Below are 13,081 nucleotides of genomic sequence, written 5' to 3'. Positions count from 1 at the left end.
GAGAATGTTACAGAATTATCATAAATCAATATTAATTTATGGACAAATACATTAAATTTGATAGAATTAATCAACAGTTATGAAGCTAATTGAACTGGCAGAAGAATTAAAGGTATCTGCAGAAGCCATAAAACAGTTTATCCAGGATTTTGATCTTGAACTGGTAGATTGTATCAGTACCAATTTTGAGGTAAAAAAAGATTTTGAAAAATTTGCCCGCGAAAATGTAGATTTTTTAAGACTTTATGAAAAAGATCTTGATAAAAATAAGACCCTGGAGCAGATTGCAGAAGTGATCAAGCAGCCAAAAGACAAGGTTGAAAAGGTGATCAAAGACAATAATCTCAATATCTTCGATAATGGTTTTTACAAATCCTCCATATCGAGTTATGGAATTGATAACAAACTTGGAGGGAATTATCAGTTTGTCTACGATTATTTTGGGCATAAAACCAGCCTTCAGCAAAGAGATTTTATCGGATACAGAGACCTGTTTTTTTATACATCCACTGTTCTGGAACCCTTCCTGAATCCACAGCAGATCAAAGACTGGGGAATCAACAAACCTGCAGGGATTATTCTTTACGGACCTCCGGGAAGCGGTAAGATATTCTGGGCCAATAAAATAGCTGAAATTATCGGGTATCAGTTTAAAGAAGTCAAAAAACATTATTTGGGAACTTCGCTGATTGATGGAAATGAGATCAATTTCAGTGATTTCCTTGTGAGTATGATGAAGGAAAACAAAATGCTTCTTTTTATGGATGATTTTGATGAAATTATGATGCAGAGAAGGGCGGAAACAGACATTGCTTCCTGCAATCTTGAGGCTCAGGAACTGATTCTTCACTACATCGGAAAGTTTGAAAAAGAAGGTGTTTTAATGGTAGGTTCAGCTAATTCTGTGGCTGAAATTGATGAGGAAATTCTGGCACCCGGAAGATTTGATGTGCTGATTCCTATTTTTCCTCCCAATGCTTCTGAGCGCTCGGAAATCATTCTTTATGCCATGACCAGAGGATTGGAAGAAGATTCTTTACTCTATAAAATACTTAAAAATAACAAGGCTGATAAAGTTCCATTCTGGCATGAAATCTCTTCAAAGATGAAAGCATTCAGCAATACCATGCTGATAGACTTTACCCAAAGTTTAAAGAAAAGAATCAAAAACCTGTATCAAAGGACCAGAAATGAAAAGCTGAAAATTGATCAGAAAATTTTAGACAGCGCATTAAGGGATGCAGGATCAAAACTTACTGAAGAATATCTTGATCAGGTAGCACGATTTCTTGCAGATGCCATTATCAATAATTTTGATGACTTTCAGTTCAGAATTCAGGCATTGAAAAATGAACTGGAAACCTACAGAGTTGTCGAGGAGCCGCAAAGAGCAATCGGATTTCAGCATAATGAAGGAGATAAAGGATAAACTGTTTAAAGTTCAAGGTTTAAAGTTTAAGGTTTTATAAAAATTACTCATTACCTAATTACTCATTATTTATGAACAGTATTTGGGAATTGGATACATTCTACAGAAAAAGAGACATCATCATTATTGGTGCGGGGTTTTCCGGGCTTTGGACAGCCATATCCACAAAGGAGAAGTATCCTGAAAAATCTGTTCTTATTATTGAACGGAGCGCAATCCCATTAGGCGCGTCCACAAGAAATGCCGGGTTTGCCTGCTTTGGAAGCCTTACCGAAGTGATTGCCGATTCTGAGAAGATGGGCTGGGAAAAAACACTGGAGCTTGTTACAATGAGATTTGATGGACTTCAGAAAATCCAGCAGTATTTCAAGAATAGTGAAATTGATTTTGAATTGAATGGAGGTTATGAAATTGTAAACAATGAAGAGTCTTTAACCCAGATTGATGCTGTAAATAAAAAACTGAAAACAATAACCGGACTGGCTCAGACTTATACTTTGAATCAAAATAAAATACAGGAATTCGGACTTGGAAAATCTGAATTCCTGATTGAAAATCCCTGTGAAGGAAGTCTGCATTCAGGAAAATTATTACAAAAGCTTTTAGAAAAGTGTCATGAACTTAAAATCGAATTTTTATTCGGAACAGAAGTTCAGCATATTGAAGAAACGGACAACGTTGAGGTTCATGTTTCAACAGATCTTTCTGTGACAGCAGATCAGCTCATCTATTGCACCAATGCATTCACTTCAAAGTTTCTGAAAGAAGAAACTATAGTTCCTGCCCGCGGACAGGTTCTTCTGACAGAACCAATAGACGGTTTAAAACTTAAAGGTACTTTTCATTACGATGAAGGCTACTATTATTTCAGAAATATAGGAAACAGAATATTACTAGGTGGCGGAAGAAATCAGGATTTTAAGACAGAAGAAACCACAGCTTTTGAAACCACGGAATTTCTGCAGAATCATTTAGAAAACTTTTTAAAAGAAGTCATACTTCCTCATAAAGATTTTAAAATTTTCCTTCGCTGGTCAGGAATAATGGCTATGGGTGAAGAAAAATCGCCCATTGTAAAACAGTTTTCAGAAAGACAGTTTTGTGCGGTAAGACTTTCAGGAATGGGGGTTGCCCTGGCTCCGAAGATAGGTGAAATGGTGGCAGAAATGATATAATTGCAAACGTTGAGAAATATGAAATACTTACCCTTTGAACGTATTACTTACAAAACAAATTTGTCTGAAAAGGAAGTATTAACAAGACTTTCTGGTTTTGTAGAACCTAAAAAATTTGGTTTGGGAAAAAATTATATAAAGGAATATGAAGGATCTGTGGATAATAATAGCTTTGAAATAAGCAGAGTGATACAATACAGAAACTCATTTCTTCCTCAGATCAACGGTAAAATTCAAAATGAAAATAATGGAACACAAATACAGGTGACCATGTCATTAAATGCTTTTGTCTTTTTTTTCTTAATAGTCTGGTGCTCATTTGCCCTGATTTTCTTCATAGGTGTCTCTATAAAAGCTATAAGGGAAAAAGAAATATCAGTAGAACTTTTTCTTCCTCTGGGTATGCTCTTGTTTGTCTACGCTTTAACTATGGCAGGGTTCAAATCGGAAAGTAAACAAGCAAAAGAATACCTTAGAAGAAGCTTTGACGCTGAAATTGTTAAGGAATAGTTCTCCTAAATCAGATCCTGAACCTCTATTAAATTTCCAAAAAAATCAAGTACTCGAAAAACTCGAATCCTAAACCTCTCCACTCTAAAAGAATTCCTTATTTTTGCAAAAAAGAAACATTCGTGATTAACAACGACCAGATAAAAGAAGTTCAATCCAGAATTGAAGACTTACACAGATACCTTCAGATTGAAAAAAAGAAGATTGAAATTGCCAATGATGATGAAAAAACTGCAGCACCGGAATTTTGGGACAATCCCAAAACAGCTGAAGGTTTTTTAAAGCAGCTTCGTTCCAAGAAAAAATGGGTAGAAAGCTATGATGAAATTCAGACACAGTTTGAAGATCTGCAGGTTTTGGCTGATTTTGCTAAAGAAGATCCGGATTCTGAAAAAGAACTGGATGAAACATTCCCGCAATTGGTGGAGAAAATTGAAGACCTGGAATTCAAAAATATGCTTTCCAACGAAGGTGATGAACTTTCTGCAGTCCTTCAGATTACAGCAGGGGCAGGGGGAACAGAAAGTTGTGACTGGGCAGCTATGCTGATGAGAATGTATACCATGTGGGCAGAAAAACAAGGCTATAAGATCCGTGAACTGAATTTTCAGGAAGGAGATGTGGCCGGAGTGAAGACTGTTACCCTTGAAATTGAAGGTGAATTTGCTTTCGGATATTTACGAGGCGAAAACGGAGTACACCGTTTGGTAAGAATTTCTCCTTTTGACAGTAATGCAAAACGCCATACCAGTTTTGTTTCGGTATATGTTTATCCTTTGGTGGATGATACCATTGAAATTAACATCAATCCTGCCGATATCAGCTTTGAAACGATGAGAGCTTCCGGAGCAGGAGGACAGAACGTAAACAAGGTGGAAACGGCTGTACGTCTTCGCCACGCTCCTACAGGAATTATTATTGAAAACTCAGAATCCCGTTCTCAGCTTCAGAATAAAGAAAAGGCAATGCAGCTCCTTCGTTCAAGACTCTACGAAATGGAATTGGAAGAGCGTATGAAAGCCAGAAACGAGATTGAAGCCAACAAGATGAAGATCGAGTGGGGAAGCCAGATCAGAAACTACGTCATGCATCCTTACAAATTGGTAAAAGATGTACGTTCAGGTCATGAAACGTCAGATGTGGATGCGGTAATGAATGGTAATATCACTCCTTTCCTGAAAGCATTCTTAATGGCCGATGGAACCGCAGTTTCCGATGATGATCTCGACTTATAAAAATCATGTTTGAATTTTAGTTAAAATCTTATAATTAATTTTTGTTTCAGACATTTTAGGCTTACTTTTGTTGTTCATCGATATTTATGGAAGATTTCAATAGCTGGAAGGATTTATTAAACCCGGAGTTTTATATAAAAATGGGAGGGTTTTGGCTGATTTTGTTTATTGTTTTTGCTGAAACGGGTCTTTTTGTAGGATTTTTTCTACCTGGGGATTCTCTACTTTTCGTTTCGGGAATTTATGCCGTTGAAATCATCAAAGAGACTTTTGGCTCTACAGGGAGCGATTTTTTAGATACCACTTTATTGGCTTCAGGAGTAGCTCTTGCCGCTATTATTGGAAATGAAGTAGGATATTACTTCGGAAGGAAAGCAGGACCAGCTTTGTATAAAAGACCGGATTCAATGCTATTTAAGAAAAAATACCTTTACCAGGCACACGATTTCTTTGAAAAACACGGAGCTTTAGCCGTTATTATGGCAAGATTCTTACCGGTTGTAAGAACTTTTACGCCTATTGTAGCAGGTATTGTAAAGATGGATAAAAAAGAGTTTTTAAGAGATAATATTATCGGTGCTGTATTATGGTCTTTCATTCTGATCTTTGCAGGACATTATCTTGACAAGCTTTTTATGGAGCAGTTTGGCATCAACCTGAAAGAGAAACTGGAATACATCATTATTGTAATCGTATTGGTAACAACACTTCCGGTAATTATCAAATTTGTTTTCGGGAAAAAAGAAGATCTTTCCAAATATGAAGACCAGGACTTTGAATAGATAAAGAATTCAATCAAAAATATAGAGCCGTCTCAATCATGAGATGGCTTTTTTATTGCTTATCAATAAATTTTTTAAACGCAAAGATTAATTTGCATTGAGTATTATTTTGAGAGAGCAAAGGTAGGAATCAATGAAATTGATTCTTTCTAAGCGTATGGATATATATTCGTAAGCTTCATCAGTGACAAAGTCATGACTTCTTTGCTTTCTTACAATGATGTGCTGTAATTATTATCCTTTGCGTTTAATAATCAGAAAAATTCTGTTAGACATCTTTACTTTTTAATCCATTCCAGAATATTAGGATAGATAATGCTGTCTCTTTTTCTCTTACTGAAAAATCTGGGTGCATGCCCGGCTCCTTTCATAAAGATGAATTTATGCGGAATATTCATTTGGGTAAGCGCTGAATCCATGGCGATTCCCTGATGCTGGTTGACCAGTACATCATTGTTTCCCTGAAACAACAATGTAGGAACATTGGTAATATTAGCAATAGGACTGGCTTCTTTGAAGGCTTCAGACATATTTTTCCGGTCAAACTTAGTTCCTACTACTTTTTGAAAAGTAGGAGAAGTATATTTTGAATAAAACGATTTAAGATATTCTGAGCTGTAAAAATCTGTTGGGCCGCTTAAAGAGATGATTTTTTTGATCTGTTCAGGATGCTGATATCCGTAAAGTAAGGCGAGATGTCCGCCGGCACTTTCTCCCAAAAGAATGTAATTATTGGGCTGAAGCTCTGCTTTTTCCGCCAGGGAATTGAATTTTTCAATGGCAAGGGCAATATCTTCAAGCTGTTGTTTGTAAGTGATTTTTTCCTTTGGAGAAACCAGCCTGTAATTCATATTGATGCTTGGAATCCTGTTTTCAAAAAGCATCTTCTGAACCTGGATCATATGCTCTTTTTTTCCCAAAGTCCAGGCGCCGCCATGAACGATAAGTACTACAGGAGTATCTTCAGCATAGTTTTTGGGAAGAAAGACATCCATTTTCTGTCTTTTATGCTCACCATATTTCAGATTGTAAATCTTCTGCTGGCCTCCGGGACCTACCCAAACCCTGAATTTCGTATTACAGGACTGCAGCACGAAGCCAACACATCCCATAGCGAAAAAATGATACCGGAGAATGAGCTTTTTCATAAAGTAAAAATAAAAAAATATTATTACAATTCATTATGCAGGCCCTTGGCATAATTGTAAACAGACCGGTTGTATCTTGGCAGATGGCGGGAAAGTGCCTTTAAAGTTAATGATAATGCTTCCTCATATTTCCCGGCCGAAGAAAGAGACAGCGCTAAAAAGGAATCTACTGCATCATTTAGCTCATCAGAATAATGGGCTTTTTCTTCCCTTAAAATATGAATGCTTTCCTCTGTTTTTCCATTATTTCTTAAGGTACTTGCCAGCTGGATTCTTGCTCTTCTTCTTCGTAGGCCGGTTAATCCGTGATCTAATGCCGATCTGTACAATGGTTCTGCTTCCTTTTCATGTCCGGTGGAATCAAAAGCGCAGGCTCTTTCAAAATCGGCAATAGCCTGGGAATTGTTATCTGTAAGTAACTCTACATGATTTTTAATGTGCTGAATAAATGCTTCATTGCTTATCGTTCCCAGTTGTAGCCATAAACTTTGTAATTGGTCTTCCCAGTTTTTATCCATTGAATAGGTTTTAAACAAAGATATAAAATATTGAAAGTGAAGGACTGCTTAATGATTCTCATAATTTTGAAAATTATTGTCATATTATGAATCCAAAAACGGAATTAAATAATTATTTTTGCTGGACTTAACAAAGATTAAAAAATTATTAAAATATGGCATCAGGCTTTTTTGCTATTTTGGATGATATTGCTGCATTGATGGATGATGTAGCAGTTACCAGTAAGATTGCTACACAAAAGACAGCAGGAATTTTAGGGGACGACCTGGCTGTAAATGCAGAAAAAGCCACCGGCTTTCTTTCCTCCAGAGAACTTCCGGTTCTGTGGGCTATTACCAAAGGATCATTTATCAATAAACTGATCATTCTTCCTATTGCCTTTCTTCTCAACTGGCTGTACAAACCGGCTATTGAAATGATTCTTATTTTAGGGGGAATATATCTTGCCTTTGAAGGAGTAGAGAAAATTATAGAATTCCTGTTCCACCGTTCCAAAAAAGGGCACGAAGTCATCGAAGAAAGTGACGAAGAAGAAAACTCTGAAGTTTCTGAAAAAGCAAAAATAAACTCAGCGATCAGAACAGATTTTATCCTTTCTATTGAAATTGTAATTATTGCATTGGGAACGGTTATCCAGCAGGAACATCCGCTTCTTACACAGATTTTAACGGTAACTTTTGTGTCATTTATTGCAACAGTAGGAGTATATGGAATTGTTGCATTGATCGTAAGAATGGATGATGCAGGTTTCAGTTTGATTAAAAAGAGTCATGACAAAGGATTCTTCTCCAAGCTTGGTCATTTATTGGTAAAGGCTTTACCAGTTATCATCAAACTTTTAGGAGTTGTAGGAACGATTGCTTTGATTCTGGTTTCAGGAGGAATTTTTGCTCATAATATTCATTATTTACATGAGCTGCTTCCAACGTGGCCTTCTATGCTGAAAGAGTTTACTTTCGGTCTTGTAGGGGGAATTGCTGCAGTATTGGTTTTCACTTTAGGAAAAGGAATCTATTCTCTGGCGACAAAAAAATAAAACAGAATTAAAATTAAATAATCAAAAAGTCCTGTATTCAAGAGAGTACAGGACTTTTTTTAGGTTCATTCAATATCTTTTAGTTAAATGAATTAAAGTTGATGGGCCTCAATTAATACTCGAGATTAATCATAAGGTTTTCTTATTGATAACCCTTCGACAGGCTCAGGTTGATAACCCAAATATCAATCAAAATTTTAAACATTGTCAGGCTGAGCCTGTCGAAGCCATTGCCACTAAAAGGAATATCAAAAAGTTGAAACAACGTAGGTTGATTTCCTATAAGCATAGGTTTATTGATAAAGCTTTTTCAGTAACAAAATAGTCACTGTTTGCTCTTTTCATTGCCACAAAAGCGGAGCCTTCTTCAAAGCAAAAAAGAGACTTTTTACAAGTCTCTTTTTTATATTAATTGAATAAATCTTTTACTTTATCAAAAAAAGTTTTTTCCTTTCCGGATGGTTCTGCAACCATTTCTCCGCTGGACATCTGCTTTTCAAAGAATTCCTTCTGCTCTTTGGTAAGCTTTTGCGGTGTCCATACATTGATGTGGATGAACATGTCTCCTTTACCATAGCTGTCGATGCTCGGAAGTCCTTTTCCAGCCAATCTTAAGATTTTTCCGGACTGAGTTCCCGGATCAACGGTAATTTTCACTTTTCCGCCAACGGTAGGAATTTCTTTCTTGGTTCCTAAAGCAGCTTCAGCAAATGAAACATATAATTCCTGGTGAAGATTATCACCTTCTCTTTTGATCGTTTGATCTACTTCCTCTTCAATAATCACCAATAAGTCTCCCGGAACACCTCCAAATGGGGCATCATTTCCTTTTCCTCTTACATTAAGCTGGATACCGTCTCTTGCACCTGCCGGAATGTTGATGGTAATTTCTTCTTCATCTTTAATGAGACCCTGTGCATTCGCCCCTGCAGGAATTTTGTCAGCAACTTTTCCAATTCCCTGACATGTACCGCAGGTAGTTTGAGTCTGCATCTGACCGAACATGGTATTCATTACTTTTAACTGAACACCGGAACCGTTACAGGTAGGACATGTTTTTGAAGTGGCACCTTCTGCCATCTTCATTTTCTTTACTTTGATGGTTTTCTGAGTACCGTTTACCATTTCCTCAAGGTTCAGCTTGATCCTGATTCTTAAATTAGAACCTTTCACCTGCTGACGGCCTCCACCGCCACCGCCGAATCCACCGAAACCGCCACCGAAAATATCTCCAAACTGACTGAAAATATCCTCCATATTCATTCCGCCTCCGAAGCCTCCGCCTCCGAAACCACCATTTCCACCCATTCCGGCATGTCCGAACTGGTCGTATCTGGCACGTTTCTGATCATCGCTCAGAACTTCATAAGCCTCAGCAGCTTCTTTAAATTTTTCTTCAGCCTCTTTATCTCCCGGATTTTTATCCGGGTGGAATTTGATGGCCATTTTACGGTATGCTTTTTTTATTTCGTCGGCTGATGCAGATTTGCTGATCTCAAGAACCTCGTAATAATCTCTTTTTGACATGACAATTTTATAATTGATTGTTGATAAATGATAAAAGATATTCTAAAGCTAATAAGTGAAACATTCAATTATCACTCATCATTTATCATTTATGAATTTTAATTTCCTGTTACTACTTTTGCAAAACGGATTACTTTATCATTTAAAGTGTACCCTGTTTCAATAACGTCTACGATTTTTCCTTTCAAATCTTCCGATGGAGCTGGGATCTGGGTAATCGCTTCATGGAAATCAACATTAAAGCTGTCACCAGCCTTTACTTCCATTGTTTGTAAGCCTTTTTCGGTAAGTTTATTCTTGAATTTCTGATAGATAAGCTCTACACCCTGAAGATCAGCCGGATTTCCGTTTTTAGCGATTTCTTTTAAAGCCCTTTCAAAATCATCCAAAACTCCTAACATTGAAACCATCATTTCCTGGTTGGCATACTGGAAGAATTCCATCTTCTCCTTGCTTGTTCTTTTTTTATAATTTTCGAATTCAGCATACAGTCTGATGTAACGGTCTTTCTCTTCTGCCAAAAGTTCCTCTGGAGAAGGGGCAGCTGTCACATTGTCCTGTGATGTTGCGTCATTCTGAACATTGTTTTCTTCCTGATTATTGATGCTTTCTTCGTTAATATCCTGGTTTTCCATAATTCAATATTTATTTACTGATTGTTTGACAAAGAGTCTGCCAAATCTAAAATCTGGACATTAAGGCAGAAAAAGAAGTAATGGTGAATCGTGAATACATCAATGCGCTTCGCGTGTGAATTTGTTGTAGGGTAAGATTAATAATTGACTTTGCGCAGCAAAAATTGACCATTGACTATTCACTAAAGAATATCCAATGGTCAATTTTAAAACTATAGTTATATTTTCTATTCTCCCGTAAACGTCTGATATAACAGATAAAGGTTTAAAACAATAATAATAATGGAAATAATCCATACACAGACTTTCAGGAATGGTTTATTGACAAATTCTCCCATTTTAGCTTTGTCATTGGTAAACATCACCAATGGAACAACTGCAAAACTAAGCTGCATGGAAAGAATTACCTGGCTTAAAACCAATAATTCAGTTGTTCCCTGTTCTCCGTAAAGAATGGCAACAATAAGTGCCGGAATTACAGCAATAAGTCTGGTGATCAATCGTCTCAGCCATGGTTTTAATCTGATATTCAGGAAGCCTTCCATGACGATCTGTCCGGCAAGAGTTCCAGTTAATGTTGAATTTTGTCCGGATGCTAATAAAGCAATGGCAAATGCAATACTGGCCATAGAAGCTCCCAGAATAGGGGTTAACATTTTATAGGCATCATGAATATCCGCCACATGCTCGTTTCCTGTAGTATGGAATGTAGCGGCTGCCAGAATAAGGATTGCAGCATTGATGAAAAAAGCCAGCATTAATGAAACTGTACTGTCTATGGTGGCAAACTTTATGGCTTCTTTTTTTCCTTCAGTATTGCGGGGATAATCTCTGGTTTGCACAATACTGCTGTGCAGATACAGATTATGCGGCATTACCGTAGCTCCTAAGATCCCGATCGCTATATAAAGCATGGCAGGATTCTGAATGATTTCCTTTTGTGGAATCAAACCTCCCAGAATCTCATTGAAAGCAGGTTTTGAAATAACGATTTCATATACGAAACACGCCAGAATAATGAAAATAAGTCCTCCTACAATACTTTCGATCCATCGGAAGCCTTTTGCCTGAAGTAAAAGGATGATTAATACATCTACTGTCGTAATGACAATTCCCCAGGTGAGCGGGATATGAAATAGCAAATTTAATGCAATAGCAGAACCGATGACCTCGGCAAGATCACAGGCGGCAATGGCGATTTCGCAGAACACCCAGAGAATAAAATTAGTGGTAGGACTGAAGTGGTCTCTGCAGGCCTGGGCAAGATCTCTTTCTGCAACTACCCCCAGTTTAACAGATAAATGCTGCAAAACCATGGCAAAAATATTTGAAATAAGAATCACTGAAAGGAGGGTATATCCAAACTGAGCTCCTCCTGCAATATCGGTTGCCCAGTTTCCCGGATCCATATAACCTACGGCAATCATCAGTCCTGGTCCTGCAAATGCAAGATACTTTCTCCAGAAAGTTGCATTTTTAGGGACTTTGATTGATGAGTAAACCTCTGACAGGGAATGGTTTGTTTTATCTTTTCGCCAGGCGCTCTTTATATTGAAGTTCATAAATGTTAGAAATGACTAACAAATTTAATTAAATAAATGTAAACAGAAAAATCATCGCATAAAAAAATCCCGGAAATTTGCTTTCCGGGATCTAATTTTTATTGAATCTAAAGATTATTTAGCAAATCTTACAGCCATTTTTCTGTCTGCAGCTCTTTCAGCATCAGAAGCTGTAGCATCAACTTTAGCAAATTTACTTCCATAACCCTCAGCTTCTAAAACCTGAGCACCAACTCCTGCTTTTACTAAAGCAGCCTTGATATATTCAGCTCTGGCCTTTGATAGTTTTACATTGTTGGCTTCGTTTCCGGTTTTATCCGTATAACCCCCGATTTTGATTTTTGCATCTGGGAAAGCCTTAAGGATCGCCACTAAGTTATCCAATTGTCCTTGTGAACCTGCCTCAAGTTCAGTAGCACTTCCCATTTTGAAATTTACGTGATCGAAATCGTACCACTTATCTTTCAATGCTGCATCATCAGCTGCATTTTTGTAGTTTCCGGATTTCAGGAATGTAATCATCTGATCTTCCATTCCTCCTTTATAACCTTTTAACATCACTCCGTTAAGATCAATGTCTTCATCTGTTTTAGCTGTTGCCGGAGCAGGTGTTGCTGTTCCCGTTGTAGCAGCAGTATCTGTTGCTGTATTGGTTGCTGCTGAGTCAGATGTTGTGGTAGTAGTGGTAGTCGTCTGCTTTTTCTCACACTGTTTCCATAAGAAATAAGCAGCAGCGATCAATAATAAAAGCGGAAGCAACCATTTCCAGATTGAACCTCCGCCTTGATTATTGTTGTTATTATTTTCAAATCGTTCTCTTACTTCTCTGGCTCCTTCTGAAACATTTTCTCTTGCTGTAGCAACACTTTCAGCGATGTTATCTTTAGCAGTAGATGTTACTGAAGAGACTGTTTCTTTAGCCTGTCCAAACCAATTCTCTGCTCCTAATCCAAAGGATGCTAAAGAAAGACCTGCCGGCAATAAAGAAGAAACAATGCCTTTCTGATCATGCAGTAGGCTGGAAATACCTGAAGCACCCAGATTATTGTCTGCTGCATATTTTCCAATAGTGCCTACTGTAGCTCCAGTCACCAGGTTTAACAAAGAACCCGCAGAGGTATTGCTGACACCTGAAAAACTGGCAATAGAATTAACTAATGCACCTACTTTATCTCCAAAAATGGAAGATAATAAGTTTGAAATAACAGGACTGCTCGACGAACCTCCTAATAAATTTCCTAAAATTCCACTTGAAGAGGCTTGTGTAATTGCATCTACAACGCCAGGCTTATCTGCATTATTGGCTAATCCACCTACTACAGCAGGTAATAATCCGCCAATTGCTTTAGAAATACCAGATTCACTTTCTCCAAACTGCGATGCAGCCTGTGAAACCAATGCGGGACCTAATTGTCCTTTAATTAAATCAATGACATTTAAAGACATAATAATAAATTTTTTTGATTAATGTTGAGATAAATTTAAACAAAAATCCGTCCAAATGTCACTTTTTTTTGAATATT

The 13,081-nt window shown here is 37.3% G+C and carries 12 protein-coding genes; 6 read left to right on the top strand and 6 right to left on the bottom strand.

Annotation, left to right across the window (positions count from 1 at the left end):
- The first annotated feature begins 79 nt into the window (after positions 1 to 79).
- The 5 genes from AB1278_RS16810 to AB1278_RS16790 all read left to right on the top strand — a co-directional run bounded on the left by AB1278_RS16810 (position 80) and on the right by AB1278_RS16790 (position 5,131).
- Positions 80 to 1,429 carry an ATP-binding protein gene (locus tag AB1278_RS16810; RefSeq protein ID WP_343642192.1) on the top strand — a complete coding sequence of 450 codons (1,350 nt, stop codon included), beginning with the start codon at positions 80 to 82 and terminating at the stop codon, positions 1,427 to 1,429.
- Positions 1,430 to 1,500: 71 nt separating this feature from the next.
- On the top strand, positions 1,501 to 2,604 hold the full coding sequence (locus AB1278_RS16805; protein ID WP_429815839.1) for an NAD(P)/FAD-dependent oxidoreductase: 1,104 nt from the start codon (positions 1,501 to 1,503) through the stop codon (positions 2,602 to 2,604).
- 18 nt (positions 2,605 to 2,622) lie between these two features.
- Positions 2,623 to 3,114 carry a hypothetical protein gene (locus tag AB1278_RS16800; RefSeq protein WP_429815836.1) on the top strand — a complete coding sequence of 164 codons (492 nt, stop codon included), beginning with the start codon at positions 2,623 to 2,625 and terminating at the stop codon, positions 3,112 to 3,114.
- A gap of 122 nt (positions 3,115 to 3,236) precedes the next feature.
- The gene (prfB, locus tag AB1278_RS16795) at positions 3,237 to 4,349 is read left to right on the top strand and encodes a peptide chain release factor 2 (RefSeq protein ID WP_429815833.1); all 1,113 of its coding nucleotides are present in this window, start codon (positions 3,237 to 3,239) and stop codon (positions 4,347 to 4,349) included.
- An 86-nt stretch (positions 4,350 to 4,435) separates the two neighbouring features.
- Positions 4,436 to 5,131 (top strand): DedA family protein, encoded by a 696-nt coding sequence (locus tag AB1278_RS16790; RefSeq protein ID WP_110009261.1) that lies wholly within the window; start codon positions 4,436 to 4,438, stop codon positions 5,129 to 5,131.
- Between the two features lie 278 nt (positions 5,132 to 5,409).
- Here the strand turns inward: AB1278_RS16790 and AB1278_RS16785 are convergent, their stop codons facing one another.
- Together AB1278_RS16785 and AB1278_RS16780 are read right to left on the bottom strand one after the other, a co-directional pair.
- Complete coding sequence (locus AB1278_RS16785) at positions 5,410 to 6,279, bottom strand: alpha/beta hydrolase (RefSeq protein ID WP_202838555.1); 870 nt, start codon at positions 6,277 to 6,279, stop codon at positions 5,410 to 5,412.
- Positions 6,280 to 6,302: 23 nt separating this feature from the next.
- Positions 6,303 to 6,797 (bottom strand): tetratricopeptide repeat protein, encoded by a 495-nt coding sequence (locus AB1278_RS16780; protein WP_202838553.1) that lies wholly within the window; start codon positions 6,795 to 6,797, stop codon positions 6,303 to 6,305.
- Positions 6,798 to 6,952: 155 nt separating this feature from the next.
- Between AB1278_RS16780 and AB1278_RS16775 the strand changes: the two genes are divergently transcribed.
- Positions 6,953 to 7,834 carry a DUF808 family protein gene (locus AB1278_RS16775; RefSeq protein ID WP_202838552.1) on the top strand — a complete coding sequence of 294 codons (882 nt, stop codon included), beginning with the start codon at positions 6,953 to 6,955 and terminating at the stop codon, positions 7,832 to 7,834.
- Between the two features lie 408 nt (positions 7,835 to 8,242).
- Here the strand turns inward: AB1278_RS16775 and dnaJ are convergent, their stop codons facing one another.
- The 4 genes from dnaJ to AB1278_RS16755 form a co-directional block, all read right to left on the bottom strand.
- Positions 8,243 to 9,361: a molecular chaperone DnaJ gene (dnaJ, locus tag AB1278_RS16770; protein ID WP_202838550.1), complete on the bottom strand. Its 1,119-nt coding sequence runs from the start codon at positions 9,359 to 9,361 to the stop codon at positions 8,243 to 8,245.
- 98 nt (positions 9,362 to 9,459) lie between these two features.
- Entirely contained in the window at positions 9,460 to 9,999 is a 540-nt protein-coding gene (locus tag AB1278_RS16765) for a nucleotide exchange factor GrpE (RefSeq protein WP_395974916.1), read from the bottom strand.
- Positions 10,000 to 10,223: 224 nt separating this feature from the next.
- Entirely contained in the window at positions 10,224 to 11,558 is a 1,335-nt protein-coding gene (locus tag AB1278_RS16760; RefSeq protein WP_429815827.1) for an Nramp family divalent metal transporter, read from the bottom strand.
- A gap of 114 nt (positions 11,559 to 11,672) precedes the next feature.
- Positions 11,673 to 13,004, bottom strand: coding sequence for a DUF937 domain-containing protein (locus tag AB1278_RS16755; RefSeq protein WP_429815824.1), 1,332 nt, complete (start codon positions 13,002 to 13,004; stop codon positions 11,673 to 11,675).
- Positions 13,005 to 13,081 lie beyond the last annotated feature (77 nt).

It is taken from the genome of Chryseobacterium sp. NRRL B-14798, from assembly GCF_050470705.1.
GTDB classification, from domain to species: Bacteria; Bacteroidota; Bacteroidia; order Flavobacteriales; family Weeksellaceae; genus Chryseobacterium; species Chryseobacterium cupriresistens.
The sequence above is the reverse complement of the archived record's forward strand: the minus strand, read 5'-3'. Positions and strand labels throughout refer to the sequence as shown.